The 26,268-nt window shown below is 57.5% G+C and carries 24 protein-coding genes and 1 tRNA gene; 9 read left to right on the top strand and 16 right to left on the bottom strand.

All coding sequences use genetic code 11. The features are described from left to right. Window positions 1–111: 111 nt before the first annotated feature. The 3 genes from E5Q11_RS16730 (at window position 112) to E5Q11_RS16720 (ending at window position 1,163) form a co-directional block, all read left to right on the top strand. Window positions 112–312, top strand: coding sequence for a hypothetical protein (locus tag E5Q11_RS16730; protein ID WP_225315069.1), 201 nt, complete (start codon window positions 112–114; stop codon window positions 310–312). 240 nt (window positions 313–552) lie between these two features. After that, entirely contained in the window at window positions 553–873 is a 321-nt protein-coding gene (locus tag E5Q11_RS16725) for a type II toxin-antitoxin system RelE/ParE family toxin (RefSeq protein WP_135804595.1), read from the top strand. Further along, on the top strand, window positions 870–1,163 hold the full coding sequence (locus tag E5Q11_RS16720) for a helix-turn-helix domain-containing protein (protein ID WP_135804594.1): 294 nt from the start codon (window positions 870–872) through the stop codon (window positions 1,161–1,163). The genes E5Q11_RS16725 and E5Q11_RS16720 overlap by 4 nt, the downstream gene beginning before the upstream one ends. 222 nt (window positions 1,164–1,385) lie before the next feature. Here E5Q11_RS16720 and E5Q11_RS16715 read toward each other — a convergent pair whose 3' ends face one another. Continuing rightward, window positions 1,386–2,606, bottom strand: a complete 1,221-nt coding sequence (locus E5Q11_RS16715; protein WP_135804593.1) for a sensor domain-containing phosphodiesterase — start codon at window positions 2,604–2,606, stop codon at window positions 1,386–1,388. A gap of 215 nt (window positions 2,607–2,821) precedes the next feature. Between E5Q11_RS16715 and E5Q11_RS16710 the strand changes: the two genes are divergently transcribed. From E5Q11_RS16710 to E5Q11_RS16700, 3 genes are all read left to right on the top strand, one after another. Then, window positions 2,822–4,099, top strand: coding sequence for an O-acetylhomoserine aminocarboxypropyltransferase/cysteine synthase family protein (locus tag E5Q11_RS16710; protein ID WP_135804592.1), 1,278 nt, complete (start codon window positions 2,822–2,824; stop codon window positions 4,097–4,099). 166 nt (window positions 4,100–4,265) lie between these two features. After that, window positions 4,266–5,312 (top strand): lipoyl synthase, encoded by a 1,047-nt coding sequence (gene lipA / locus E5Q11_RS16705; protein ID WP_135804591.1) that lies wholly within the window; start codon window positions 4,266–4,268, stop codon window positions 5,310–5,312. 83 nt (window positions 5,313–5,395) lie between these two features. Next, on the top strand, window positions 5,396–7,882 hold the full coding sequence (locus E5Q11_RS16700) for an efflux RND transporter permease subunit (RefSeq protein WP_135804590.1): 2,487 nt from the start codon (window positions 5,396–5,398) through the stop codon (window positions 7,880–7,882). 62 nt (window positions 7,883–7,944) lie between these two features. Here the strand turns inward: E5Q11_RS16700 and E5Q11_RS16695 are convergent, their stop codons facing one another. After that, entirely contained in the window at window positions 7,945–8,400 is a 456-nt protein-coding gene (locus E5Q11_RS16695; protein WP_135804589.1) for a Spy/CpxP family protein refolding chaperone, read from the bottom strand. A 228-nt stretch (window positions 8,401–8,628) separates the two neighbouring features. Here E5Q11_RS16695 and ylqF point away from each other — a divergent pair, with 228 nt between their 5' ends. After that, complete coding sequence (gene ylqF / locus E5Q11_RS16690) at window positions 8,629–9,495, top strand: ribosome biogenesis GTPase YlqF (protein WP_135804588.1); 867 nt, start codon at window positions 8,629–8,631, stop codon at window positions 9,493–9,495. On the opposite strand, the gene E5Q11_RS16685 is transcribed toward ylqF, so the two are convergent. The 9 genes from E5Q11_RS16685 to rnr all read right to left on the bottom strand — a co-directional run bounded on the left by E5Q11_RS16685 (window position 9,485) and on the right by rnr (window position 18,593). Continuing rightward, window positions 9,485–10,354 (bottom strand): sugar nucleotide-binding protein, encoded by an 870-nt coding sequence (locus E5Q11_RS16685; RefSeq protein WP_135804587.1) that lies wholly within the window; start codon window positions 10,352–10,354, stop codon window positions 9,485–9,487. The genes ylqF and E5Q11_RS16685 overlap by 11 nt on opposite strands. A 45-nt stretch (window positions 10,355–10,399) precedes the next feature. Further along, window positions 10,400–11,476, bottom strand: a complete 1,077-nt coding sequence (alr, locus tag E5Q11_RS16680; RefSeq protein WP_135804586.1) for an alanine racemase — start codon at window positions 11,474–11,476, stop codon at window positions 10,400–10,402. After that, the gene (gene dnaB, locus E5Q11_RS16675) at window positions 11,476–12,873 is read right to left on the bottom strand and encodes a replicative DNA helicase (RefSeq protein ID WP_135804585.1); all 1,398 of its coding nucleotides are present in this window, start codon (window positions 12,871–12,873) and stop codon (window positions 11,476–11,478) included. Before dnaB ends, alr begins: the two co-directional genes overlap by 1 nt. A 164-nt stretch (window positions 12,874–13,037) precedes the next feature. Beyond that, a complete protein-coding gene (rplI, locus tag E5Q11_RS16670) occupies window positions 13,038–13,484 on the bottom strand; it encodes a 50S ribosomal protein L9 (protein ID WP_135804584.1) in 447 nt (148 codons plus the stop codon). A gap of 20 nt (window positions 13,485–13,504) precedes the next feature. After that, a complete protein-coding gene (locus tag E5Q11_RS16665) occupies window positions 13,505–14,371 on the bottom strand; it encodes a hypothetical protein (protein ID WP_135804583.1) in 867 nt (288 codons plus the stop codon). Between the two features lie 26 nt (window positions 14,372–14,397). Beyond that, on the bottom strand, window positions 14,398–14,628 hold the full coding sequence (gene rpsR / locus E5Q11_RS16660; protein ID WP_007154918.1) for a 30S ribosomal protein S18: 231 nt from the start codon (window positions 14,626–14,628) through the stop codon (window positions 14,398–14,400). 28 nt (window positions 14,629–14,656) lie between these two features. After that, entirely contained in the window at window positions 14,657–15,097 is a 441-nt protein-coding gene (rpsF, locus tag E5Q11_RS16655) for a 30S ribosomal protein S6 (protein WP_135804582.1), read from the bottom strand. Window positions 15,098–15,284: 187 nt separating this feature from the next. Further along, window positions 15,285–16,022 (bottom strand): 23S rRNA (guanosine(2251)-2'-O)-methyltransferase RlmB, encoded by a 738-nt coding sequence (gene rlmB / locus E5Q11_RS16650; RefSeq protein ID WP_135804581.1) that lies wholly within the window; start codon window positions 16,020–16,022, stop codon window positions 15,285–15,287. Window positions 16,023–16,025: 3 nt separating this feature from the next. After that, window positions 16,026–18,593, bottom strand: coding sequence for a ribonuclease R (gene rnr / locus E5Q11_RS16645; RefSeq protein ID WP_135804580.1), 2,568 nt, complete (start codon window positions 18,591–18,593; stop codon window positions 16,026–16,028). Between the two features lie 303 nt (window positions 18,594–18,896). Between rnr and E5Q11_RS16640 the strand changes: the two genes are divergently transcribed. Next, window positions 18,897–18,983 (top strand) — tRNA-Leu (locus E5Q11_RS16640). A 151-nt stretch (window positions 18,984–19,134) separates the two neighbouring features. Here E5Q11_RS16640 and E5Q11_RS16635 read toward each other — a convergent pair. The 4 genes from E5Q11_RS16635 to mpl form a co-directional block, all read right to left on the bottom strand. After that, window positions 19,135–20,991, bottom strand: coding sequence for a hypothetical protein (locus tag E5Q11_RS16635; protein ID WP_135804579.1), 1,857 nt, complete (start codon window positions 20,989–20,991; stop codon window positions 19,135–19,137). 124 nt (window positions 20,992–21,115) lie between these two features. Further along, window positions 21,116–22,261 (bottom strand): acyl-CoA dehydrogenase family protein, encoded by a 1,146-nt coding sequence (locus E5Q11_RS16630; protein WP_135804578.1) that lies wholly within the window; start codon window positions 22,259–22,261, stop codon window positions 21,116–21,118. A 121-nt stretch (window positions 22,262–22,382) separates the two neighbouring features. Next, window positions 22,383–23,030, bottom strand: coding sequence for a flavin prenyltransferase UbiX (locus tag E5Q11_RS16625; RefSeq protein ID WP_135804577.1), 648 nt, complete (start codon window positions 23,028–23,030; stop codon window positions 22,383–22,385). Between the two features lie 35 nt (window positions 23,031–23,065). Beyond that, on the bottom strand, window positions 23,066–24,454 hold the full coding sequence (gene mpl, locus E5Q11_RS16620; RefSeq protein WP_135804576.1) for a UDP-N-acetylmuramate:L-alanyl-gamma-D-glutamyl-meso-diaminopimelate ligase: 1,389 nt from the start codon (window positions 24,452–24,454) through the stop codon (window positions 23,066–23,068). Window positions 24,455–24,607: 153 nt separating this feature from the next. On the opposite strand from mpl, the gene E5Q11_RS16615 reads away from it, so the two are divergent. Next, entirely contained in the window at window positions 24,608–25,870 is a 1,263-nt protein-coding gene (locus tag E5Q11_RS16615) for a 6-phosphofructokinase (RefSeq protein ID WP_135804575.1), read from the top strand. 66 nt (window positions 25,871–25,936) lie between these two features. On the opposite strand, the gene E5Q11_RS16610 is transcribed toward E5Q11_RS16615, so the two are convergent. Further along, on the bottom strand, window positions 25,937–26,188 hold the full coding sequence (locus E5Q11_RS16610) for a GrxA family glutaredoxin (RefSeq protein WP_135804574.1): 252 nt from the start codon (window positions 26,186–26,188) through the stop codon (window positions 25,937–25,939). Between the last annotated feature and the right edge of the window lie 80 nt (window positions 26,189–26,268).

The raw sequence follows: 26,268 nt of genomic DNA, 5'->3' as shown, positions 1-26,268 counted from the left end.
TCAGGATCTTGACGATCTGGGACTCGCTGTACCGTGACTTTTTCATGTCGCTCTCCGTTTGTCTCATTGTAGGCCGGAGAACTCTAATTACGCATGCACCGATTTTAGGGGATGGTTACAAACGCAAATATTCCCGTATTCGGTGACGCTGAGTGGATTGGCGTTTTCACCCAAAATGATGGCAGCGGCCAAATTCTCGAAGACAATCAAGGCGCTGTAGATCTCTTCCAAGTTCAGAAGCTAGCAGCCGATATCTTAGAAGGCGGAGAAAGTGCCTTTAATCAGCGGAGAGAAAAGTACGGCTTTGATTGAGCATGGCGTTTGTCCACTCGTCCTCAACAGCGTCCCCCAATGTGCGGTTTTGAACCTCGCCAAGCCATAACTGTCTGTTTTTAAAAATCAGTGTCTGTCGATGGACTATCTCCACAGGTCTCATAAAACGATGCTGCCTGAGGCCGATAGATTAAGCAGGGCGCTTCTTATTCCATTCTGGAATTTCCCCAAACCCAAGGTTGTCATTTATGATAACAATATAAAGGAATAGGAGTGTAAATGGCCTGGGAAATTGAGCTATACGGGAAGGTGGACGAAGATCTAGCGGATATGCCACCCAAGATCCAGGCAAGAATGCTTCGTTTGATGGATCTGATGGAGAAGCACGGAGCCAATCTAGGCGCACCGCACACAAAGCCGCTGGGCGATGAGCTGTTCGAGATCCGGGCGAAAGCAAAAGAAGGGATCGGTAGAGGTATCTTCTGCTACATGGAGGGCAGGCGAATCGTCGTTTTGCACGTATTCGTAAAGAAGGATCAGAAGACACCCAAGAAAGACTTAGAGCTTGCCAAAGAGCGGTTGAAGGAGGTCAAGAAATGAAGAGCTTTAAAGATTTTAAGCAGAAAGCACTGCAAAACCCCAAGGTCCGGAAGGAGTACGATGCCCTCCAGGACGAGTTCAGCCTGATTGATCAGCTTGTCACTATGAGGTCTTCAGCTGGTCTTACTCAGGAGGAGGTTGCCAAAAAACTTGGAACCAACAAGAGCAACATTTCAAGGCTTGAGCATGGCAAAGGTAATCCGAGCTGGGGCACGCTCAATAAGTATGCCGCTGCGTGTGGTTTTCGGGTGAAGCTGGAAGCCGTTGAAGACAGCCGTGAATCCGCGTGATGTCGGTTGCCCCCTTGACTACCGCTGTATGCTTTTGTGACCTTCGGTGCACTCACCTTTAAGCTAACCTGTTGTTTTTGAAATTTTGTGTACGGTAGTGCTCCTCTTACACAGCACACATAATGCTGGGGTCGGCGGTTCGACTCCGCCCCTTGCTACCAGACTTCCGAAAAAAGCCATGATTCACATCGTGGCTTTTTTTATGCCCGGAGTGGTGGTCTGTCAGACGATCGGATTGCAGGAAATTTCATCAAGCGGGACGGCTTTGCCGATCAGGCTGCCTTGAACTTTGTCGACGTCGAGTTCTTTAAGCATTGCAAATTCCTGCTGGGTTTCGACGCCCTCTGCCACTACCTCTGCGCCTACGCGACGAGCGTATGAAATGAGTGCTGCTGCCATTGCCTGCTTTTTCACGTCCGCATCGATGCCCCGAATCAGGTTCAGGTCCAGCTTGATGATGTCTGCGTCCAGCTCTACCACGTGTTTGAAGGACGCGTAGCCGGAGCCGGCGTCATCGATGGCCAGCCGAACACCCATTGTCCGAAGCAGATGGGCGGCGTCTCTGAACGCCTGATAGTCCATAATTCTGGCGTGTTCCGTCACCTCTACGATGACGCGGTCGCCGTCTGCTCCTAGCAGCAGTTTGGCCAGCACCCTGGAAAGCACCATTTCCGGCGAGGCATTGATGCTGATGAAACAGTCCTCTGGCAGATGTTTCAGGGCACCAAGCGCCCGGCGGACTGCCATGGCTTCCAGGCGCTCGCCCTGCCCGACCTCTTCCGCTTCGCTGAACCATAAGTCTGGCGGGCGATAGGTCACCGTCTGAAATCGGGCCAACGCCTCGTAGCCAGCGACACACTCTTTCTCGACCGCCCAGATGGGCTGGAAGTGCATCTCCAGTTCATCGAACGCGATGATCTGGTCGATTCGTTCCTCGATCTCAGTTAGCCGTCGATCGGACGTCCTAAGGGATTCGATCCGGTCAGCGATCACCTCAGCCACAAAACGCAGCAGGGATGGATCGCGCGAGCTCAGTGAGTCATCGGTGGAATGCTTGAGGCAACACAGGGTTCCATACACTTCGCCGGTGGACAAAAAAATGGGCACACCCATGTAGGCGCCAATGGACAGGTCGTCTGTCACCGCCATGTCACGGGTGATCGGATTTTGGCTGGTGTCCGGGATGATGCAGGGAAGCTCACCGTCAGCGATTTTTCGGCAGTAAGTATCGTTTTCCGGGTGGGAGAAATAGGCGTTGTCTGAAAGCTTTGACCGCTCTCCCGCGTTCAGAACGACAGACGACCGAAAGCCGCGTTCAAATTTGCCGATGAACGCCAGATCCATACCAAAATTTCGGCGAAGCATGCCCAACAATTTCGAGATCGATACCGTGAATCCCTGGTCGAAATAGTCGGTTGCGGTTAGCGCACCCTTAACAACCATGAACCCCCCCGTTTTCTGTCATTGGGCAATAGATTCCGGACCTTCCTCCTACACTACTCTCCTTCATACAGCGTAGCGAACAAAAGCGCAATAACGTCTTTGGCAGCGAAAAAAAGGGTTGCCCGGGATCCGCTGGAGACACTGATGGACAGCGAACCTCATCGTCGCTAATGTTTGGTAGCCAAAAACAAATTCACGACAGCAGGATCGTTGCAATGAAACCAGAAACCGTCGCCCTCCACGCCGGCTTTAAAGGCGACCCGGCCACCAACGCCGCCACTACACCTATTTACCAAACGACGTCCTATACCTTCGACGACACCCAACACGGCGCTGATCTGTTCGACCTGAAGGTGCAGGGCAACATCTATACCCGCATCATGAATCCCACGAATGCGGTGCTGGAAGAGCGCATGGCTCAACTGGAAGGTGGCGTCGGCGCGCTGGCTGTGGCCTCCGGCATGGCGGCCATCCTTTATGCCCTGCAGACCATCTGCAAGGTCGGCAATAACATCGTCAGCACCGGCCAGCTGTACGGCGGCACCTACAACCTGTTCGCCCATTCGCTGCCAAATCAGGGCATCACCTGCAAGATGGTTCGCCACGACGACTTCGATGCGGTGGAGAACGCCATTGATGACAACACCCGCGCCCTCTTCTGCGAATCCATTGGCAACCCCGCCGGTAACGTGGTCGACATCCAGCGCTGGGCGGAAATCGCCCACAAACACGGCATACCGCTGATTGTCGATAACACTGTTGGCACCCCCTTCCTGTGTCGTCCGATAGAACACGGCGCCGACATCGTGGTTCACTCACTCACCAAGTACATTGGCGGGCACGGCACTACGGTGGCCGGCGTGGTTGTGGATTCCGGCAAGTTCGACTGGAAAGCCAATGCCGCAAAATTCCCGATGCTGAATGAGCCGGACCCGTCCTATCACGGTGTGGTCTACACCGAAGCCCTGGGCGAAGCTGCCTTTATTGGCCGCTGCCGCGTGGTGCCACTACGGAACACCGGCGCTGCGCTGTCCCCGTTCAATGCGTTCCTGATCATGCAGGGGCTGGAGACACTGGCGCTGCGCATGGAAAGACACTGCCAGAACGCCGAGAAAGTTGCCCAGTACCTGCAGGATCATCCGTCCGTGGAATGGGTCAATTACGCCACCCTTGCCGACAGCCCCTACAAAGCCACCTGCGACAAGATCTGTGGCGGCAGGGCATCCGGCATTCTGAGCTTCGGCATCAAAGGCGGCCTTGAGGCCGGCGGGAAATTTATCGACGCGCTGGAACTGATCTACCGACTGGTGAACATCGGCGATGCCAAATCCCTGGCCTGCCATCCGGCCACGACCACCCACCGTCAGCTGAACCCGGAAGAACTGGCCAGTGCAGGGGTCAGTGAAGATCTGGTGCGCCTGTCCATTGGTATCGAGCATGTGGACGATATCATTGCCGACATCGCACAGGCGCTGGACAAGGCAACAGCCTGACCTTGCTGATCCTCTTCTCTATCTGAAGCCCGGCCGGGTTCGACCAATGTCGTGCCCGGCCATCCCCGTGATTATCCCTATCTGTCTTGTAACAATTGTGTCGCCGGATTACCCTTTTACCTTACTTGTTACCTTTTTCATTCGAATCCAAGAGAGCTCCAGTGCAATGAGCGACAGCGCCAAGCCCCGCGTCACCAGCGGTTCCAAATTCCGTAACGAACATGGCTTTTCTGCCATCAAGGACGGAATCAAGCGCTCCGGCTCGGGCATTATCGATACCAAGACCCAGCGTAAACCCTCCTGGTTGCGGGCTCGCATGCCGGGCGGCGAGCGCTACGAGGCGGTTCGCAAGAACGTCAGCGAACATCGCCTGAGTACCGTCTGCCAGGAATCCCACTGCCCCAACATTGGTGAATGCTGGACCAATGGCACCGCGACCATCATGGTTATGGGCTCTGTCTGCACCCGTGCCTGCCGCTTCTGCGCTGTGGATACCGGCAATCCCAAGGGCTGGTTGGACCACGAAGAACCGGAAAACACCGCCAAGTCCGTGGAACTGATGGGATTGCGCTATATCGTGCTTACCTCCGTGGACCGTGATGATCTGGATGACGGCGGCGCAGCCCACTACGCCGCCTGCGTTTCAGCCATCAAGGAACGCACCCCTCACGTCGCAGTTGAAGCCCTGACCCCGGACTTCGACGCGGTCATGCCCCACGTTGAGAAAGTGGTGGATTCCGGGCTGGATGTGTTCGCCCAGAACGTGGAGACCGTCAAGCGTCTGACCACCCGCGTGCGTGATCCCCGCGCCGGCTATGAGAAAACTCTCAGCGTGCTGGCCCACGCAAAGCGGTACCGGCCGGATGTACTCACCAAGACCAGCCTGATGCTGGGCCTGGGTGAAACCGAAGAAGAAATTCTGGAAACCATGGACGATTTGCGGGCCATTGGCGTCGACATACTGACCCTGGGCCAGTACCTGCGCCCGACCCCGAACCATCTGCCGGTGGAAGAATACGTCACGCCGGAAGCCTTTAACCGCTACCGGGAAATCGGCCTGGAAAAAGGCTTTATGGAGGTGCCTTCCGGTCCCATGGTGCGCTCCAGTTATCGCGCTGACCGGGTGTTCGAAAAGAACAATCTTGGCCTTGCCGTGCCGGAAGTTCCTGCTTCATCAAAAGCGCAGCAGATTCCCGTTAAAGCCGTCGACTGATTCGGTGCCCAACAGAATCACCGCAACCTGACAGTTTGTGGCACACTCTGCACTCGTTTCCAATGTGAAGGGTGCTGTTTCTGATGTCCTGGCTTCGTTCGTTTTATGACCGGCTGATTCTTCCCCATCCAGTTCTCGTTCTTCTGATTTTCGGCGCCCTGCTGGTGCTTGCCAGTTTGCGGCTTGACCAGTTCCGACTGGACGCCTCCGCCGAGTCCCTGGTGCTGGAAAACGACCGCTCACTGGAGCAGTACCGGGAAGTAAATCGCCGCTTCACCACCTCTGACGACTTCCTCGTGGTTACCTTTACCCCCCATGAGGAAATGTTCAGCGAAGACGGCCTGGCCCTGCTCCGGTCGCTCCGTGACGACCTTGAAGCACTGGACAACGTCAGCTCCACCAACAGCATCCTGAATGTCCCCTTGCTGCACAGCCCGGACCTGACCCTGGACACCGTGGATTCCGAGATCAAGACCATCGATGAAGATGGCGTTGAACCGGATACCGCCCGCGAGGCGCTGCTGGACAACCCGCTCTACCCCAACCTGCTGATCAGCGAGGATGCCCGCACCACTGCCATACAGGTGAACCTGCCGACACCGGAGCGCTATTTCGAACTGCTGCGAGAGCGCAACAGCCTGAGGGACAAGGTCGACAGCGGCGAGGCTTCTGCAGCAGGACAGCAACGCCTGGAAACCGTCAGCCAGGAATTTATTGAATTTACCGAAGCCCAGGGCGAGCAGCGGGACAGAACCATCGGCGAAGTCCGGACCATTCTCGACGACTACCGGGACCGGGCGGAGATCTACCTGGGCGGCGTGCCCATGATCGTCGCGGACATGATCCGCTTTATCCAGAATGACCTGTCCACTTTTGGCGTTGGCGTGTTGCTGTTCCTGCTACTAACCCTGGCCATCATCTTCCGCCAGTGGCGCTGGGTGCTGGTACCCCTGCTGTGCTGCAGTTTCACCGTGTGGCTGATGATCGGTTACCTGAGCTGGGCGCAGTGGCCGGTGACGGTGATCAGCTCCAACTTTGTCTCGTTGCTGCTGATCATGACCCTGTCGCTGACGATTCACCTGATCGTCCGCTATCGGGAATTCCAGCACGACGATCCTGAAGCGGAATCCCTGGACATACTGCGGCGCACACTGCTGGCCATGGTCAAACCCTGCTTCTACATGGCCATCACCACCATTGTCGCCTTCGGCTCGCTGACGTTCAGTGGCATTCGCCCGGTGATCGATTTCGGCTGGATGATGACCCTGGGCCTGACGGTCGCCTTCCTGATCACCTTTATTGTTTTCCCGGCCCTGCTGGCACTGCTGCCTCCGCCACTGGACGACCGGGTGCGCTCGGACCGCGTTCCATTTACGGACCTGTTCGCGCGGTTTACCGAGCACTTTGGCAACACCGTTCTGTTCGGTTCCGCCATCATCGCAGTGCTCTGCGTGATAGGCCTGAGCCGCCTGACGGTGGAAAACAGCTTCATTGATTACTTCAAGTCCAGTACCGAAATCCACCAGGGCATGATTACCATCGATGACCGCCTGGGCGGCACCACACCCCTGGACGTGGTCATCACTGACGACAGGGCGCCCGAGAGCGCCAGCGGCGGAGACCCCTTTGCCAGCGACTGTGACCCTTTTGTCGAGGACTGTGAAGGGGCCGAGGGATACCGGGACACCTGGTTCACCTATCAGAAAATGGACCGGCTGGAAAAAGTCCACGACTATCTGGACAGCCTGCCGGAAACCGGCAAGGTGCAGTCCATCAGCACCACCCTGGACATACTGGCGCAGGTGAACGGCGGCGAGCCCCTGAACGCCCTGGAACTGGCCTTCGTGCCTTCGGCGGTGCCCGAAGATCTGCGGGACATCCTGCTGACGCCCTATATCAGCGAGGAAGACGACCAGGCCCGGTTCAGTATCCGCATTCTGGAAACCCTGCCGGATCTGCGACGCCAGGAATTGCTGGACCGCATTCGCAGCCACCTGACCGAGGACATGGGCTTCGAAGACGATCAGGTACAGCTCACAGGCATGACGGTGATGTACAACAACATGCTGCAGAGCCTGTTCGACTCCCAGATCAAGACCATTGGCGTGGTGTTCCTGGCCATCATGATTATGTTTCTGATCCTGTTCCGGTCGATCAAACTGGCATTGATTGGCATGGCTCCGAATCTGATTGCCGCCGGTTCGGTGCTGGGACTGATGGGTTGGCTAGGCATTCCGCTGGATATGATGACCATTACCGTGGCGGCGATTACCGTGGGGATAGCCGTGGACGACACCATTCACTACATCCACCGGTTCAAAACGGAATTCGAGAAGGACGGCGACTATATTGCCACTATGCACCGCTGCCACCGCAGCATTGGGCAGGCGATGTTCTTTACGTCGCTGACCATAATCACTGGCTTTTCGATTCTGGTCCTGTCGAACTTCATTCCGACTATCTACTTCGGACTGTTCACCGGCTTTGCCATGTTCATGGCTCTGGTAGGTGCCCTTACCCTGCTGCCCAGGCTGATTGTGATGGTAAAGCCCTTCGGCAACTCCGGGTAAAACCTTCAGGCACAAAAAAACCGCCGTGGCTCAGTGCCAGGGCGGTTTTCTCAGGTCTGGACTCACTGCATGCCCTGACCCTGGCCTTGTTGCTGCATCTGGCGCTGCTGTTGCATCTGCCGCTGCATTTGCTGCATACGCTGGTTGAGCTGCTCACGCTGCTCTTCAGTGAACACGCTGTCTACCTTGGCCTGCATCAGCGTTGACAGGGCAGCAATCTCGCCAGTGATTTCACCCAGTTCAGCGGCGTTTTCGCGGATGGCAGCTTCGTCATAATCCGGCTTGATTTCACCCTGGATCTGCTGCTGAAGCTGCTGAGCCTGGCCGTTCAGCTCCTGGATTTCACCCTGCATTTCCTCCAGGATAGCTCGAATTTCAGTCTGCTGGTCATCACTCAGACCGACCATCTGGGCGAGTTGGTCCACCTGGTCAGGCTGACCACCGGATTGCTGGGCCATGGCCGGGGAACTCAGGCCAAGCGCAATCAGTGCGGTTCCGAACAGTTTTACGAGCTTCATAAAGATCTCCAAAACAATTTATTAAGGTATTTGGTTTTTCGAGCTCTACACCCTAGTACAAAACCAGACCCGATTTCACCCTATACCCCCGTTTTTTGTACACACTTCCAACAGCGGCCGGCCAGAGCGCCTGCCATACGGGGATTCACAGAAATGTGAAAATTTGGTCATTCCCGTCCATAATGGCGCCGTCTGGCCACACCTCTATTTCTTACGGGAGTTATCCCCATGGCGATTAACTGGTTTCCAGGGCACATGCACAAGGCCCGCAAGGAAATCAAAAAAGTAATGCCACAGATGGACCTGATCATCGAGGTACTCGATGCCCGCCTTCCGTTCTCCAGTGAGAACCCTCTGGTGCCGGCGCTCAGGGGCGACACCCCGGTAATCAAGGTGTTGAACAAACGCGACCTTGCCGATCCGGATGTCACTGCGCAATGGCAAGCCTGGTTGGAAAAAGAGCGTGGCGTCAGGGCTATTACCATGACCCACAACCAGCGCAGCGAGGCACTGGATATTCTCCGGCTGGCCGCAGAAATGACGCCCGGGCATGATCGTCAGAAAAGCGCGCTCCGGGTAATGATTCTGGGCATACCCAACGTCGGCAAATCCACACTGATTAACACTCTGGCAGGCCGGCCCGTGGCCAAAACCGGTAATGAACCGGCCGTTACCCGGGCCCAGCAGGCGATCAAGCTGCCGGATAACGTTCTGCTGTATGACACACCGGGATTCCTCTGGCCGAAACTGTCGCCGGAGGCCTGCGGCTATCGGTTGGCTGTAAGTGGGGCCATCCGCAGCGCCGTCATCGAATTTGAGGACGTGGCATTGTTTGCCGCAGACTATCTGTTGCAGGCCTATCCGGATCAGATACTCGCCAGATACGGTTTCACAGCAAAGCCCGAGGACGGGCTGGCGCTAATGGATGGTATTGCAGCCAAACGGCATTTCTTTCGGCGTGGGGGCGTGCCGGACCTTCACAAGGTGTCGGAAGTTCTGCTGAACGAGTATCGGGCGGGCAAGCTTGGCCCGATGTCGCTGGAGACACCGGCGCTGATTGAAAAGGAAACCGCTGAGGCGGAGGCTAGTCCGTAGGCTCGGATTCGCGCTCAGGCTGCGACAGCAGCCGGAGTTCGTCCGACAGGCCAGAGCGCCAGGGCAGCTGTTTGATGCCGAAAGTATTGCGAATCTTGGTGCAGATCATGGTGGCGTTTGCCGGTTCCAGCATCGCCCAGTCTGCCATTTCGTCCACCACATGCAGACCGCTGGGAATGCCCGGCAGGCCAGCAATCGCCAGCCCCAATTCATAGAGGGAAATATCCTCGGCTCCGGCATACTGATAGGTACCCCAGACTTCCGCGCCACAATCAATCTGTTTGATAATGGCCATCATCACCCGGGCAAGATCAATGACCGTCACCGGCTGGCCGTGGCACTTGCCGGGCAGTTTGATGGTGTTCGAACCTGACGCCACCGACTGCACCTTGCGCAGAAAACGCCCCAGGCTCCAGCCTGTCCGCAGCAGGATGTGGCGTGTCAGCAGGGTACGGATAGCCTGCTCGGCCTCCCACTGCCAGTTTCCGAGCTCATTCACCGGTTGCCCCGGATTGGATGCAATGTAGGCGCTTTGCTTGCGGCCATCGAAAACATAACTTGATGACAGCTGCAGCAGCGACATACCGTGCTCATTGGCGTACTCGGCCAAAGCTACCGGCAATGAAAACGAGGCTCTGTGCGCGAACTCAGGGTCGCTTTCGGCAAGCTCGGGGTCGGCAAGCCATAGTGCGTTGACGATCAGGTCGGTGTCGTCCGGTATCCAGTCCGCCAGTGCAGACAGCTCAACGCTGTCCAGTTCGCTGATCAACAACGGGCTCACCTGAAGGTGGGTGTCCCGCAGATCTTCCAGCAATACTCTTCCCAGCGGGCCATAGTCATGAACAACGAGCACGTGCACAGGCGTTACTGCCTCCCATTAAACGTTTGGATTTTAACGAGGAAATCATTCACAGACCCGCGGCACCCTGACAGTAACGCCCGTCAGCAGTTCATAGCCAATGGTGCCGGCGTGCCGCGCGATTTCGTCTACTGAGACATGTCGGCCCCACAATTCGACGGTATCACCTGGTTTCGCGTCCGGCGCCGCGGTCAGATCCACGGCTAGCATGTCCATGGACACCCGGCCAATCAGACGGATACGCTGGCCGTTCACCCAGGCTGGCGTGTCCGTGCCCGCATGTCGTGGGTAACCATCGCCATAACCCGCAGCAACAATGCCCATCCGTGTTTCCCCGGGCGCTATCCAGGACCCTCCATAGCCCACCGCCTCACCTGCCTTGATGGTGCGCACGCTGGTCAGTTCTGCCTCCAGCGTCATAACCGGTCGAAGGCCCAGATCCGGCCCCAGCCTGCCAATCATGGGCGAACCGCCATAAAGCATGATGCCCGGGCGGGTCCAGTCGTACATTGGCTGCTCTTCCCTGAAGTGGGCGGCAGAATTGGCCAGGCTTCTGGAAAGTTCCGGCCAGGGCGCCGTGGCTCGGATAAAACAGTCTGTCTGCTCCGCCGTACGTGTGCTTTGTTCATCGTCGGCACAGGCGAAATGGGTGACGAAGCCTGTCACACCTGAGGCGGCGCCCGAATCAGCCAGTGCCGCCATAACGCCATTGAGCTGTTCAGGCGAAAACCCCAGACGATTCATGCCGGTGTTTACTTTTATCCAGATAACCGGTGCCGCATCCGTCGCTGCCAGCCAGGGTAACTGGTGATCGCTGTGGATCACCAGTTCGAAATTCTCCCGCGCGCTGGTGTCCACGTCTTCCGGGCTATGAGGCCCCTGCAGCAGCACGACGGGCACCGACACACCGGCTTCGCGTATAGCCAGCGCTTCTTCAATACAGGCCACTGCGAACTTTGGTGCTTCGTCCTGCAATGCCCTGGCAACGTCACCAATACCGTGGCCATAGCCATCGGCTTTGATCACGGCCATGGCACGGGCGTCGCCGGCCAGTTCCGCAGCCCTGCGGTAGTTATACCGCAACGCATTCAGGTCAATTCTGGCAATGGTCGATCGCGGCATCAGTAGTCCCCACCGTAGTCGCCGTGGGCCAGATCCTCAAACTTGGTGTACTTACCGATAAATGCGAGGCGAACGGTACCGATCGGCCCGTTCCGCTGCTTGCCGATAATGATCTCGGCAATGCCCTTGTCAGACGTGTCTTCGTTATAGACCTCGTCGCGGTAAACAAACATGATGACGTCGGCATCCTGCTCAATCGCACCGGATTCACGCAGATCCGAGTTCACCGGCCGTTTGTTGGGGCGCTGCTCCAGACTCCGGTTAAGCTGGGAAAGCGCTACCATCGGGCAACTGAGCTCTTTCGCCAGACCTTTCAGGGACCTGGAAATCTCCGAAATTTCGGCGGTACGGCCTTCGGTGTTGCCCGGGACCCGCATTAACTGAAGATAATCCACCATGATCAGCCCCAGCTGTCCGCCGTTTTCACGGGCGATGCGCCTTGCCCGCGACCGCATCTCAGTGGGGCTCAGCCCGGGCGTGTCATCTATATAAAGTGGCTTGTCTTTCAACAGGCTCACGGCGGAGGTCAGCCGTGGCCAGTCGTCTTCTTCCAGCTTGCCGCTACGGATCCGGCTCTGGTCAATGCGGCCCAGGGACGACAGCATACGCATCACCAGCGCATCGGCGGGCATTTCCATGCTGAACACCAGAATCGGCGCCCCAGTGCTTATCAGGGCGTTCTCGACGATGTTCATGGCAAAGGTGGTTTTACCCATGGACGGGCGGCCAGCGACAATCAACAGATCGGACGGCTGCATACCCGATGTCCACTCATCCAGATCCTTGAAGCCGGTCGTCAGGCCAGTGGTGGTTTCACCGGACTCGAACAGCTCCTCGATGCGGCTCAGGGCCTTGGTCAGGATCGGGTTGATGGTCTGGGGGCCGGTGCCCTCCTTGACCCTCGATTCGGCAATCTGGAAAACATTGCGCTCGGCCTCGTCCAGGACCTCATTGCTGTTACGTCCCTGCGGATTAAAGGCCGAATCGGAAATTTTCCCCGACACTTCCACCAGCTGACGCAGGATCGAGCGTTCGCGAACGATCTCGGCGTAGGCGCGAATGTTGGCAGCGCCCGGAGTTTTCTCTGCAAGCTCCGCCAGGTAGGACAGCCCACCGGCATCTTCGATATCGCCGGCACGATCCAGAAATTCGGCGAGGGTGACCACGTCCAGGGGTTCACTGTCGCCGGCGAGGCGCTCGGCTGCGCCAAATATCAGGCGATGATCCTGGCGGTAAAAATCCGCGGCAGAAATGATCTCGGCAATCTCGTCAAACCGGCGATTGTCCAGCATCAGGCCACCCAACACGGCCTGTTCGGCTTCTACGGAATGGGGCGGAACTTTGATTCGGCTGGTTTCCGGGTCGCTGGAAACCGCTTGAAAATTGGGGTTGGCCATTGATACATCTTCGTCTGGATTTCAGTAGCCACTAGCATACACCAGAACGCAACAGGCCCGGAATTCCACATTCAAGTGGAACCGGGCCTGTCTTGCGCAAAGCCTTCAACAGCCTGTCTCAGCAGGCTTGAAGACCCAGTGTTACCGGCAATCTTTCGGGTCGCTTACTCAGCAACAACCGCAAGATTGATAGAAACGCTTACGTCCGAGTGCAGCTGTAGCTCGATTTCGTACTCACCCACAACGCGCAGGGGGCCTTCCGGCAGACGAACTTCGCTTTTTTCTACCTCGGTACCGGCAGCGGTGATCGCATCCGCGATGTCACGCACACCGATAGAACCGAACAGCTTGCCTTCTTCGCCAGCCTTGGAAGTGATCGTAACCGATGCACCGTTCAGGGCTTCTCCGCGAGCCTGGGCAGCAGCCAGCTTTTCAGCGGCGGCTTTCTCAAGCTCGGCACGGCGCTCTTCGAACGCCTTAAGGTTGTCTGCAGTTGCAGGAACAGCCTTGCCGTAGGGCAGAAGGAAATTACGACCGTAACCGGCCTTAACCTTTACCTTGTCACCGAGTGAACCAAGGTTTGCTACTTTTTCGAGCAGAATAACATCCATCTCGTTAACCTCTTCGTGCTTTATTCAGCTGGACCTGCGGGCTTGATACGCCCTCTGATGTCCAACCAGCTATCCACAAACGCCAGAACCAGCAATACAAATAACAGACTCGGGCCCAGAAACACCAACGCCAGGTAGAAGGCTACCAGCCACTGGCCGCCAAGGCCCTTCAGGCCAACAACGCCGTGCACCAATGCCACGCCCGCGAGGAACAATGGCAAGCCCCCGGCCCAGGCCACCAGCATCGGATTAAGCCCAATGACGGTGCCCACCACCATGACTGCCACGCAGATACCCGCAAGGGCTGGAGACATCCGCAGAGCATGAAACTCTTTCTGGAATCCCCCCGGGTTGTACAACCCGGCCTGCCAGGACCTCGCCAGCATGGTCATCCCGACACCTGCCAGCAGATAGGTGCCGGCCATACTGGCCGTCATGGTCTGCCGAATGGCGCGCTCCAGGCTGTCTCCGAAGCTCTGCGCCATTTCGGGGTCATAATTCTGGTATACCTGCACCCCCATCTGAACCAGTGTGTCGATCAGTTCGGGGTATAACATGGGCACCAGCAGCCCCATCGCTATGGCAAGGAAACTGCCCGAAAGCAGCGCCCTGTCCCAGGACAGCGTGACTCTGAGCACCGATGCCATCAGCATGACCTGAAGCACCACAGCCAGAGCCATGGGGTTCTGCCCCAACCAGGCCCAGCCAAGTGCCGGCAGTAACGCCCAGAGCCCGATATTGAGCCCCTGGCTGATGCCAAGCCTGAGAATAACCAGGCCAACAACAGCAGCACCAACCCAGAACACCAGGGGAATGGCTGTCGCAACAACCGCTACCCCGCCTGCCTGCAGGGGACCGCGCATTACAAACTGTGCCAGTGCACGCATGGTCCCGAGTCCTGTAATTCTGTTACTTAGTTATCGTGGCTATCCGAATACGGCAGCAGTGCCAGGTAGCGGGCACGCTTGATAGCGGTAGCCAGCTGACGCTGATAACGTGCTTTGGTGCCGGTGATACGGCTGGGCACGATTTTGCCGGTTTCAGTGATGTAACCTTTCAGTGTGTCCAGATCCTTGTAATCAATCTCTTTCACACCTTCTGCCGTGAACCGGCAGAACTTACGACGTCTGAAAAAACGAGCCATAACTTAACTCCTCAACTCCGGTAATGTTTTACTCTTCTTCGTCCTGATCATCCGACTGGTGACGGCCGCGATCATTGTCGCTGTCGTTGTCGTCAGATTCAGCGGAACGACGCGGGCGATCATCACCGCCGCCACGACGATCTTCGCGGGACTCGGATGCTTTCATCGGCGACAGTTCGGTGTCGGCACCGTCACGGCGCAGAATCATGTCGCGGATGATGGCATCGTTGAAGCGGAAGTTGTGAGTCATCTCGTCCATTGCAGCCTGTGAACATTCAACGTTCATCAGTACGTAATGGGCTTTGTGAATCTTGTTGATCGGGTATGCCAGGTGACGACGGCCCCAATCTTCCAGGCGATGTACCTGCCCGCCATCTTCAGTGATGGTGTTGGTATAACGCTCGATCATTGCGGGCACCTGCTCGCTCTGATCCGGGTGTACCATAAATACAATTTCGTAGTGACGCATGAGTTCTCCCTACGGTTTAGACAGCCCCCTGCAGAATGAATCATTCAGCAAGAAGCAAGGAGGTGGCAGACACGCTGCCGATTTCTTTTTGCTCTTAAATAAAAACCGACTCTCGTCGGCTATCAAAAGACAAAGCGAAAGCACCCCTGTTTAAAAGGGGTGCGATATTCTAGGGGTGTCGGGCGTTCTATGCAAGCCGTTGTCGCAGTGCTTCATACAGGCAGACGCCGGTCGCCACGGAGACATTCAGGCTATCGACCTGGCCCTGCATCGGGATCTTGATCAGCAGGTCGCAGTGTTCCCGGGTGAGCCGCCGCATGCCTTTACCCTCAGCACCCATCACCAGCGCAACAGGCCCTTTGAAATCAGCCTGATACAGCGTTCTGTCAGCCTCGCCCGCTGTGCCAATCAGCCAGACGCCGTCATCACGGAGCACGCGCATGAAACGGGCGAGATTGGTAACCCGGACCAGCGGCACCGTCTCGGCGGCACCGCAGGCGACCTTTCTGACGGTCGGCGACAGTGAGGCAGACTTGTCTTTCGGCACGATCACCGCCTGAACGCCCACTGCATCAGCCGTACGCAGGCAGGCGCCAAGGTTATGGGGGTCGGTCACGCCGTCAAGAATCAACAGGAAAGGCGGTTCACCCTGAGCGGCCAACGACTGCAGCAGATCGTCTTCTGTCCACTCCCGGCTTTCCGACACCTGGGCAACGACCCCCTGGTGGACGCCGGAAACCCGTTTGTCCAGCTCCTTGCGGTGCACGACCTGCCAGGCGACCCCAAGGCTGTCGAGGGTTTCGGTGACACTCTGTACCCGCTTATCCTGACGACCGGTCTGAATCCAGACCTGCTGCAAACGTGCAGGCTCCTGCTTGAGAACCGCTTCGACCGCATGCCAGCCAAAAATAAACTCTTCAGACACGCGCTATTTCCCTGACTTGCCCTGCTTTCCGGATTTACCGGACTTGCGCTTGCGCTCACCCCCGGAAGCTTTGGGCTTACCCTGCCCTTTCTTGCTTTTGCCGTCCAGGGCCAGCTTGGCGGCTTCAGCCACCAGCCGCTCCCGCGCGGACATGTCGCCGTTGTTATCGGCAGGCGGCACCTCCGGGTTGGCAGGCTTGCGTGAGCGAGCTGGCTTATCTGCCGGCTTCCTGCTGCCGCCTGCTGGTTTGCTGCGACCTTTACCGCGGGCCCTGTCTTTGTCTTTCGGTGGGCGCTTGGTGACATTCAAGGCATCGCGGTCGGCTTCCCGGTGCTGGGGTTCGCTGGTCAGCTCAAGATCAATCTTGCGATCTTCCATTCCAACCCGAACCACCTTCACCCGGACCTCGTCGCCCAGGCGGAAGCTCTGTGCCGTGCGCTCACCGATCAACCGGTGCTTGGCGGCATCGTGATGGAAAAAATCGCCGGCAAGCGTGGACACGTGCACCAGGCCCTCAATGTAGACGCCTGACAGCTCCACAAAGAAACCGAAGGGCACCACCGCCGCAATAACACCGTCGTACTCCTCGCCAACCTGATCCCGCAGGTACTCACACTTGAGCCAGGCCATGACGTCACGGGTAGCGTCATCGGCCCGGCGCTCAGTCATCGAGCAGTGCTCGCCCAGTTGCTGCATGCGGGCATGGTCGTAAGGGTATTCAGCCAGTTGCGGATCGCGTTTCGGCGGGACTTCCACGTCTTTGGAGCCTTCTTCGCCATGTATCACTGATTTGATGCCGCGATGAACGATCAGGTCCGGATAGCGACGGATTGGCGAGGTAAAGTGGGCGTAGCTGTTAAAGCCAAGACCAAAGTGCCCGCCCTCTTCCGGACTGTAGACCGCCTGGCTGAGCGACCGCAGCATCACCGTCTGGATAACGTTGGCATCGCTGCGTTCGGAAATACTGGCCAGCAGCGCCTGATAATCTGCAGAGCTTGGCCGGTCGCCACCGCCCAGTTGCAGGCCCAGTTCACCCAGGAAAAGACGAACGGCAGCCAGGCGCTCCTCAGAAGGCCCGTCGTGCACCCGATACAGCGAAGGAACCTTATGCTTTTTAAGGAACCGCGCCGTGGCCACGTTGGCGCACAGCATGCACTCTTCCACGATTTTGTGGGCATCGTTACGGGTGACCGGCACGATTTCCTCGATCTTGCGGTTTGCATCAAAAACCACACGGGTTTCGGTGGTTTCAAAATCGATGGCACCACGCTCTGTACGTGCTTTGCGAAGAAGCTTGTAGAGCCCGTAAAGATTGTGCAGGTCAGGCAGCACATCGGCGTACTGCTCGCACAGGCGATATCCGGGCTCGGAATCCGGCCGTTCCAGAATATCGCTGACCTTGTTGTAGGTTAGCCGCGCACTACTGTGCATCACCGCCTGATAGAACTTGTAGCCGCTGATGTTGCCAGCCGCGCTGATCGTCATGTCAGCAACCATGCACAGGCGGTCAACCCCCGGGTTCAGTGAACAGAGACCGTTGGAAAGTTTCTCCGGTAGCATGGGGACAACGTGATCGGGGAAATACACCGAGTTACCCCGGTTGATCGCCTCTTCATCCAGCGGCGAGCCTGGCCGGACGTAGTGCGAAACATCGGCAATCGCCACCAGCAGACGGTACCCGCCCTTGGGCCTTGGCTCGCAGTAGATGGCATCGTCGAAATCCCGGGCGGTTTCGTCGTCGATGGTGACCAGGTTCAGGCCGCGAAGATCAACCCGGTTCTGTTTATCCTGCTCGGTGACTTCATCGGCAATACCTGCGGCCTGCTCACCCACCGCCGCCGGCCAGCTGTGGGGAATATCGTAGGAGCGGATCGCCACATCTATTTCCATACCCGGCGCCATATGCTCGCCCAGCACTTCCACGATCTTGCCCAGTGGCTGTGTGCGCACCGAAGGCTGGCGCAGAATATCAACCACCACATACTGCCCATGCCGGGCTTCATTGATGTGCTCGGCGGGAATCAGTACCTCGTGATTGATCCGGGCATTTTCCGGCACGACGAAGGAGATACCACTTTCCTGGAACAACCGGCCGACCGTCTGGGTGGTGCGGTATTCCAGAACTTCCACGATGACGCCTTCACGGCGACCTCGGTCGTCTACCCGATCAACACGGGCCGCGACGCGGTCACCGTGAAACACCAGACGCATCTGGCGGGCGGTCAGGAACAGGTCGCCGCCGCCATCATCCGGCACCAGAAAGCCAAAACCGTCTTTATGACCAATCACCCGGCCAGACACCAGGTCGGCATCTTCAAGCGGCAGGTAGGCACCGCGCCGGTTGCAGATCATCTGGCCGTCACGGCACATGGCGATCAGGCGTCGCCGGAGTGCCTCAATGCTCTCTTCTGAATCAAGACCAAACTCAGAGCACAGAGTTTCGTGAGTGGCCGGCGCCCCGCGTTCTTTCAGGTGCGCAAGAATGAATTCGCGACTCTGAATCGGATTGTCGTATTTGCCTGCCTCACGCTGGGCATGGGGGTCCTGATCGGATTTTTTTCTGGAAACCATTCGTGTCCTTCTGCCAACTGCTCCAAAGCAGCCGGTGACTAGTGTGTATCGTTGATGTTAACTGTCGCAGGAGTATAACGCCGCCGGCCTGCCGCTGGCTAACAAGCGGCCAAAATAAGCCCGTGATACAGCGCGATTGATGGCGAAAAAACATTTGACAGTTTTTTTGCGAATGATTAAAGTACGCGCCATTGGTCAGCCGCATACGGAGTGGCCAGGCAGAATGTTCGGAATTTCAATGATCTAAAGCAAGCGAGAGCACGCTGAGGTGTTGAAACCCAACCGAATGACTGCAAATCACCTGCCGAGGTGGTGAAATTGGTAGACACGCTAGCTTCAGGTGCTAGTGGGGGCAACCCCGTGGAGGTTCAAGTCCTCTCCTCGGCACCATTTCCTTCCCCAGGAAATGCAATCAGACATTATTCTCGAACACATCATCCCCGGTTGCTGACTATTTTCGAAGCCGTTTACCGACGAGAGTCACGAAACCGAGCGAATCGGGCGATTTGTTGTGCCCAACTCTCGCCCAGGATCGTCGCGGTTACTGAATCTGCCCCGCCAGGAATTCTGACAGTCGCTGGTAGGAATACTCGACCCGGGCGTAGGAAGACGCAGGTGTCGAGCCAAAATCCCTGCCGCAGCTCCTCTGACCATCGTAGCGGGCGAGGTAGGCCGTTTTGATCAGGTTGGGCTGATCGAGAATCAGATCTCCGGACGCTTCAGTCGGGTAATAGAAGTTCCACTCAAACCCCGTGCTATTGCTGACACCTTCCGTTGTCTGGAATTCTTCATTGAGAACCGGGTACCGAAGCGGGCGAAAGAGTCCGTCACGAGTATCCAGCTCCAGCCGGAGATTGCTGAAACCGCTCGGTATTGGCAGGTCGCCGGTTACGGTGAAGGGCTGAACTGCTGACACCACCTGTGGCTCATCTGCGTCTTCCGGCATAATGTCGCCCGCGCAGGACTGGGGCTGTGCCAACAGATCAATCACTTCTTCCTCTATGTTATCGACGTTACGAACCGACCCGACGACGAAATCCGTGCTGAACGCGTAATCCGGCGTCAGCACTTCGGTCTTGTTATTGCTGGTTGCAGTCAATGAAGTCACCCGGCCGTTGGTCAGCGTCCATTCATAGGAGATTTCCGGTGGCCCGCCGAATTCCGAGGCATCGGCCAGCCCTGCGTGACAGGTGGTGGTGGTTTCGAAAGCGGCCGTGCCGTTATTCCAGTCAAAGGTCAGACGCTCGTCGACACCTTCCTGATCGTAAAAAGTGCCACTGTTCTGGTTCAGGGACAGAGCGGGTATCCACTGGGTTCCGGTGGCCGCAATTTTCCCGTCGGCGTTGATGAGCCTGACCATTTCCGCCAACGAGGGAGTCATGCAGCCGTTTGTAACAACGGCTGTAAGCCGGCCATCTTCGGCGTATCTGAAATCCATTTCCGCCAGTGCATCCAGGCCGATAAAAGAGGAGGGCAGGCCGCTGGCGGCGCGGGCGAAAACCTTCTGGCTACTGACGATCACTGAATCATCCAGCTCCAGTTCGATTTCCGGCAAAACCAGGCTTTTAATATCAATGCCGGCGTAATCACCGTCAATGGCCGCTTCATCGACGATCTGGACGATGGACAGAGCATTCCGGGCAAACGAGATGCCCATCAGTCTCACTGCTTCAGCACTCAGGAACCTCTCGGTGCCGTCGCCATCCCGGAGGATATCCTTGTAGTCCTGCGGCAGCTGGGAAGAAAGAAAGCGGGCAAACGCGCTGGCGTATGCCTGGGCGCGCTCATCCCCGGAACGCACAAAGTCGCTGACCAGGTTGATATTGCCAAGGGCGAGGGCAAGGTCGCTGGTGCCCACCAGAAATTCACCAATGCCATTTACACGGCGCTGGCGAACCAGGGTGGTCAGCGGCGTGACATTGCGAATACCAGGGGGCGCACTGATCATGAAGGCCTGCTCCAGCACCCGCTGCCCGGACCCGGTGTGTTCAATGGTCTGCCCGGGCAGCGCTAATGCCATCAGCGGATAGTCCCGGGGGTCGAGATCCGGCGACACCGACGGATCCTGCTCAAGCTCGGATACGTCCAATGAAAAACGGCCGTCTGCTGCCGTCATGGCTGTTGGTTCACCGCCCGGCAGTTCTACCTCGACACCGGCGCTGGTCTGAAGTAGCAGTGGCCCCGAAGTGTGCTGGCCGTCTCCGTCCAAATCCAGCCAGACCCGCGCATTCTCGAGATAGCCATCGATAACCCGCCCGGTATAGGGCTTACCGGCAATGTAGCCTTCGGCGTCGAAATCCCGGCCATCGGCCGGCAGGGAATCGGATTCATCGCCACAGCCAATCAGCAGAAAGGGCAGCAGGAAGAGAGCAGTGGAAACAGGAAGCAGGCGTATCATTGCGGCAACCATTGTCCTTGTTAGAGGTTGTGCCGCTACTGTAGGGGATCCTGCCTATTCGAACCTTGATAGGTTTGGCAATTTGTAAACTTAGGTAACTGTAGACCGAGGCGATCACTGCCCGTCAGAATGACCGGGCAACGATTTCCTTCATGATTTCATTGGTGCCGGCGTAGATGCGCTGCACCCGCGAATCCGCCCAGGCCCGGGCAATCGGATATTCCCACATATACCCGTAACCACCGTGCAGTTGCACACACTCATCCATTACCTTGCACTGAAGATCGGTGGTGTGCTGCTTGAGCATGGCCGCCGTGGGTATATCCAGTTTCTTCTCCAGATGCAGTTCCAGGCAGCGGTCGCAGAAGACCCGGGCCGCGGTGATTTCGGCTTTGAGCTCCGCCAGTTTGAAGCGCGTGTTCTGGAACTTGATCACCGGCTTGCCAAAGGCCTTGCGCTCTTTAACGTAGTCCAGGGTCCACTGCCAGGCGGCTTCTGCAGCGGCAACGGCAGTCAGGCCCACCTGCAGGCGTTCAGCCGGCAGTTCCTGCATCAACTGGAAAAAGCCCTGCCCTTCCATGGCGCCCAGCAGTTTGTCGGCGGGGACTTTGACATCCTGGAAGAAGAGTTCAGAAGTGTCCTGGGCTTTCATACCCACCTTATTCAGGTTCTGGCCCTTTTCAAATCCTTCCCAGGCCGTCTCCACCATAAACAGGCTGATACCCTTCGCGCCTTCTTTCGGGTCGGTCTTGGCCACCACAATCACCAGATCTGCCATCTGGCCGTTGGTGATGAAGGTCTTGCTGCCGTTGAGAACATAGTGCTCTCCGGATGGGTCTTTGACTGCAGTAGTTTTGATGCCCTGAAGGTCGGAGCCCGCGCCAGGTTCGGTCATGGCGATAGCGCCTATCAATTCACCCGAGACCAGCTTCGGCAGGTAATAGGCTTTCTGCGCATCGGAGCCATAGTTCAGGATGTAAGGCGCCACGATATCCGAGTGCAGGGTCCAGCCAATGCCGGACAGCCCGGCGCTGGACACTTCTTCCATAATCACCGCGCTGTACCGGAAGTCGGCACCCGCGCCGCCGTATTCTTCTGGCATGGTCGGGCACAGGAAACCCAGCTCACCCGCTTTGGTCCAGAGCTCCCGGCTTACCTGACCGTCTTTTTCCCATTGGGCGTGGTACGGGGCCGCTTCCTGCTGGAGAAATCTGCGAACTGAATCGCGAAAGCCTTCCAGGTCGGCATCAAAGAGAGTGCGTGGAATCATGGTGAACCTCAGCAAAACGGTGTTGTTATCGTTAAACCAGTTTTGACTGTGGGAGCTGACCGCTCAATGATGAAAAACGTCAATCGGGCTGACCAAAACCATCGTGGATTGGTCAGCCAGGTCAGTCGGTCTTCCTTGCGGCCAGCCGTTCTTCACCCCAGCGGGGCATCAGGTCCTGAGGCAGGTCAAGATGATCCAGCAACCGGGCCACGATGAAATCCACCAGGTCGGCGATGGATTGCGGATTGTGATAGAAGCCGGGGCTCGCGGGCATGATGACCGCGCCCATGCGGGTCAGGCGCAGCATGTTTTCCAGGTGGACTTCGGAGTATGGCGCCTCCCGGGGCACCAGAATCAGTTTGCGTCGTTCCTTCAGAGCCACGTCCCCCGCCCGCTCGATCAGGTTATTGCTGGCACCGGTGGCAAGAGCGGACAAGGTCCCTGTGCTGCAGGGGCAGATTACAAGAGGGGCTTTCTCGCCGGAGCCGGAAGCCGGTGGTGAGAACCAGTCTTCCCGACCGAACACGATGACCTGCCCCGCCTCCGCGCCCGCGTAGCCCGAAAGGGCTTCCTGCTGGGCAGCGGTGTTGCCGGGCAATTTCAGGTCGGTTTCCGTCGCAATCACAATCTGCGCGGCCTTGCTGATCATTACATGCACCTGACAGCCGGCAGCCACCAGGCACTGCAACAGGCGTAGTCCGTACTGGGCACCAGACGCACCAGTGAGGGCCAGGTTGATTACGCGCCTGTCGCGGGAAACATCGGTCATATTCTGCAGTCCATTTCAGCCAGGTTTCGTCAAACTCAGCCAGATCTACGTTCGAGTTCGGCAATCAGCTTCTGATGAATGCCACCAAAACCGCCGTTGCTCATGATCACGATATGGCAGGGCGCGGTCGCCTGCCCGGCTACCTGCTCTATCAATGCTTCAAGGGTAGACTCCACACGGTGGCGCTGCGAGCCGTCCTCGGCACTGGCAGCAACCAGCGCCGGCAGCCAGTCCATCTTATTCAGGTTCGCCCAGACTACGTGATCGGCTGCAGCCGCACTGGGCAACAGAGTCTGCTGATGCACGCCCTGCTGCATGGTGTTGGAGCGGGGCTCGATCAGGGCCACAATCCGCTCCGCGCCCACCTTGTGTCGCAAGCCTTCCAGAGTCGTGGCTATGGCGGTCGGGTGATGGGCAAAGTCGTCATACACCTGAATGCCGCCCACATCCGCCAGCAGTTCCATCCGCCGTTTGACACCGGAAAACCGGCTGAGCGCGGAAATGGCATGATCCGGCGTAACGCCCACGTGGCGGGCGGCGGCAATGGCGGCCAGGCCGTTACGCACGCTGTGCATCCCGGTCTGGGACCATTTGACCGACGCCACGGGCTGTTCGCGATGAACCACCATGAATTCACTGCCATCCTCCTTCAGCAGTTCCGCCCGCCAATCGCTCATGTAGGCCACTTCGCTGTTCACAGAGGTTTCCTGAACCCTGGTCCAGCAGCCCATGTCCAGCGCCCTGTCCAGGTGCTGGTCCACTGCCGGGCGCACAATCAGACCGTTGGAAGGCACGGTTCGCACCAGATGATGGAACTGGCGCTCGATGGCTTCCACATTGTCGAAAATATCCGCGTGGTCGAATTCCAGGTTGTTGAGGATCAGCGTATGCGGGCGGTAATGGACGAACTTGGAACGCTTGTCGAAAAACGCGCTGTCGTATTCGTCCGCTTCAATCACAAAGAAATCGCTGCTGCCCAACCGCGCAGACACCGGAAAATCATTGGGCACGCCGCCCACCAGATAACCGGCATCGAAGCCCGCCTGCTCAAGAATCCACAACAACATGGAGGTGGTAGTGGTCTTGCCGTGGGTGCCCGCCACTGCCAATACCCAGCGATGACGCAGCACTTCCCGGGACAGCCATTCCGGGCCGGACATGTAATCGATATTGCGGTTGAGCACCGCCTCCACTTCCGGGTTGCCACGAGACATGGCGTTACCAATCAGCACCAGATCCGGCGTGGGCTTAAGGTTGTCGGCGCTGTAGCCTTCCATCAGGCCGATGCCCTGGGCTTCAAGCTGGGTGCTCATGGGCGGATAGACGCCCTGATCAGAGCCGGTGACCTGGTGTCCCAGCTCCCGCGCCAGAACGGCCAGGCTTCCCATGAAGGTCCCACAGATCCCGAGAATGTGAATATGCATTCCGCTAAACGCCTCCTGAAATAAACCTGCAAAGCCTCCCGTATCGTCCTCGGGTCGTCAAGCACTCAGTTATGACGTTTGGCTCATGAAAAAAAACAACGATTGACGTATCATCTGCGGCATTCGAAGAAACTGCAGGAGCTTCCCCCCGAAATGGCCATTCGCAACGCATTCTACGCTCAGTCAGGCGGCGTCACTGCCGTCATCAACGCCAGTGCCTGTGGCGTCATCCAGACCGCGCGCAAGTATCCGGATCAGATAGGAAAAGTCTACGCCGGGCGTAACGGCATTATCGGCGCCTTGAAGGAAGAGCTGATCGACACCAGCCTGGAAGACGATGACGACATCCAGGCGCTGATTCACACCCCGGGCGGCGCCTTTGGCTCCTGCCGCCACAAGCTGAAAAATTTCTCCGAAAACCGCCGGGAATATGAGCGCCTTATCGAGGTCTTCCGCGCCCACGACATCGGCTACTTCTTCTACAACGGCGGAGGCGATTCCCAGGATACGGCCTTCAAGGTGTCCCAGCTTGCAGAAAAAATGGGTTACCCGATTACCTGTATTGGTGTACCCAAAACCGTCGATAACGATCTGCCCTTCACCGACTGCTGCCCCGGCTTCGGCTCAGTGGCCAAGTACATCGCCACCTCGACCCTGGAGGCCAGCCTGGACATCCGCTCCATGTGTGACACCTCCACCAAGGTGTTCATTCTGGAAGTCATGGGCCGCCACGCTGGCTGGATTGCGGCCTCCGGTGGCCTTGCCGGCGCAGGTGAAGGCGAACCGCCGCATATCATTCTGTTTCCGGAAGTGCCTTTTGAGCGCGACCGGTTCCTGGAACGGGTTGAGTTCTGCGTGAAAGAATACGGCTACTGCGTTGTGGTGGCCTCCGAGGGCGCCCAGTACGAGGATGGTCGTTTCCTGGCAGATGCCGGCGCCAAAGACGCCTTCGGCCACACCCAGCTGGGCGGCGTGGCTCCCGCACTGGCCAACATGGTCAAGCAGGCCCTCGGCCATAAATACCACTGGGCAGTGGCGGATTACCTTCAGCGCAGCGCCCGCCATATTGCCTCAGCAACGGACGTTGAGCAGGCTTATGCCGTTGGCAAGGTGGCGGTTGAGATGGCCCTGGCAGGCAAGCAGGCGCTTATGCCCACAATTGTGCGGGAGCAGTCACGCCCTTACCGCTGGCACATTGGTGAGGCGCCCCTGAGCGAGGTGGCCAATCAGGAAAAGAAAATGCCCATTCACTACATCACAGACGATGGCTACGGCATCACCCAGGATTGTCGGGATTACCTGGAGCCGCTGATTTACGGCGAAAGCTTTCCGCCGTTCGACAACGGCCTGCCAAGAGTGGCAAAGCTGAAAAACCAGCTGGTCGAAAAGAAACTGAAGGCCGACTTCCAGATGTGAAGGGTCGGCTTATGACGAGGGCGACACAGGGCATAACCCTTTGTCGCCCTTTTTCTGCGTGACCGGTCAACCAGTACTAGCGCCCGCCCGCGCCAGGTAGGCCGAGAAATGATCGAAACCGCCGACATGCTCCTGGCCCACAAATATCTGCGGGACCGTGTAAACCGGCTTGCCAATGGTCTGGGACAGATCAGATTTGCTGATACCTTCGGCTTCAATGTCCACATACCGGTAGTGCAGATCATTGATCTCACACAGCTGCCTGGCGCGTGTACAGAATCCACAGGACGAGCGGCCGAAAATCGTCACCTGTTCCATCGTCTAACTCCTGATCCGAAAAATGGACGGCATTCCTGAGCCGCATCGATGACGCGCATTATGACGGCATAGCTGCACAA

This window comes from Marinobacter confluentis (assembly GCF_004785685.1).
Taxonomy (GTDB): Bacteria; Pseudomonadota; Gammaproteobacteria; order Pseudomonadales; family Oleiphilaceae; genus Marinobacter; species Marinobacter confluentis.
The sequence above is the reverse complement of the archived record's forward strand: the minus strand, read 5'-3'. Positions and strand labels throughout refer to the sequence as shown.

Bases quoted from the DNA above. Each gene is read 5' to 3' on its own strand.
- E5Q11_RS16665 (WP_135804583.1), bottom strand. From the start codon at position 14,371: ATGCGTGCACTGGCACAGTTTGTAATGCGCGGTCCCCTGCAGGCAGGC.
- mpl (WP_135804576.1), bottom strand. From the start codon at position 24,454: ATGCATATTCACATTCTCGGGATCTGTGGGACCTTCATGGGAAGCCTG.
- rplI (WP_135804584.1), bottom strand. From the start codon at position 13,484: ATGGATGTTATTCTGCTCGAAAAAGTAGCAAACCTTGGTTCACTCGGT.
- dnaB (WP_135804585.1), bottom strand. From the start codon at position 12,873: ATGGCCAACCCCAATTTTCAAGCGGTTTCCAGCGACCCGGAAACCAGC.
- E5Q11_RS16695 (WP_135804589.1), bottom strand. From the start codon at position 8,400: ATGAAGCTCGTAAAACTGTTCGGAACCGCACTGATTGCGCTTGGCCTG.
- E5Q11_RS16610 (WP_135804574.1), bottom strand. From the start codon at position 26,188: ATGGAACAGGTGACGATTTTCGGCCGCTCGTCCTGTGGATTCTGTACA.
- ylqF (WP_135804588.1), top strand. From the start codon at position 8,629: ATGGCGATTAACTGGTTTCCAGGGCACATGCACAAGGCCCGCAAGGAA.
- E5Q11_RS16720 (WP_135804594.1), top strand. From the start codon at position 870: ATGAAGAGCTTTAAAGATTTTAAGCAGAAAGCACTGCAAAACCCCAAG.
- E5Q11_RS16700 (WP_135804590.1), top strand. From the start codon at position 5,396: ATGTCCTGGCTTCGTTCGTTTTATGACCGGCTGATTCTTCCCCATCCA.
- E5Q11_RS16730 (WP_225315069.1), top strand. From the start codon at position 112: ATGGTTACAAACGCAAATATTCCCGTATTCGGTGACGCTGAGTGGATT.
- rnr (WP_135804580.1), bottom strand. From the start codon at position 18,593: ATGGTTTCCAGAAAAAAATCCGATCAGGACCCCCATGCCCAGCGTGAG.
- alr (WP_135804586.1), bottom strand. From the start codon at position 11,476: ATGCCGCGATCGACCATTGCCAGAATTGACCTGAATGCGTTGCGGTAT.
- E5Q11_RS16625 (WP_135804577.1), bottom strand. From the start codon at position 23,030: ATGACCGATGTTTCCCGCGACAGGCGCGTAATCAACCTGGCCCTCACT.
- E5Q11_RS16710 (WP_135804592.1), top strand. From the start codon at position 2,822: ATGAAACCAGAAACCGTCGCCCTCCACGCCGGCTTTAAAGGCGACCCG.
- lipA (WP_135804591.1), top strand. From the start codon at position 4,266: ATGAGCGACAGCGCCAAGCCCCGCGTCACCAGCGGTTCCAAATTCCGT.
- rpsR (WP_007154918.1), bottom strand. From the start codon at position 14,628: ATGGCTCGTTTTTTCAGACGTCGTAAGTTCTGCCGGTTCACGGCAGAA.
- E5Q11_RS16725 (WP_135804595.1), top strand. From the start codon at position 553: ATGGCCTGGGAAATTGAGCTATACGGGAAGGTGGACGAAGATCTAGCG.
- rpsF (WP_135804582.1), bottom strand. From the start codon at position 15,097: ATGCGTCACTACGAAATTGTATTTATGGTACACCCGGATCAGAGCGAG.
- E5Q11_RS16615 (WP_135804575.1), top strand. From the start codon at position 24,608: ATGGCCATTCGCAACGCATTCTACGCTCAGTCAGGCGGCGTCACTGCC.
- E5Q11_RS16635 (WP_135804579.1), bottom strand. From the start codon at position 20,991: ATGATACGCCTGCTTCCTGTTTCCACTGCTCTCTTCCTGCTGCCCTTT.
- E5Q11_RS16715 (WP_135804593.1), bottom strand. From the start codon at position 2,606: ATGGTTGTTAAGGGTGCGCTAACCGCAACCGACTATTTCGACCAGGGA.
- E5Q11_RS16630 (WP_135804578.1), bottom strand. From the start codon at position 22,261: ATGATTCCACGCACTCTCTTTGATGCCGACCTGGAAGGCTTTCGCGAT.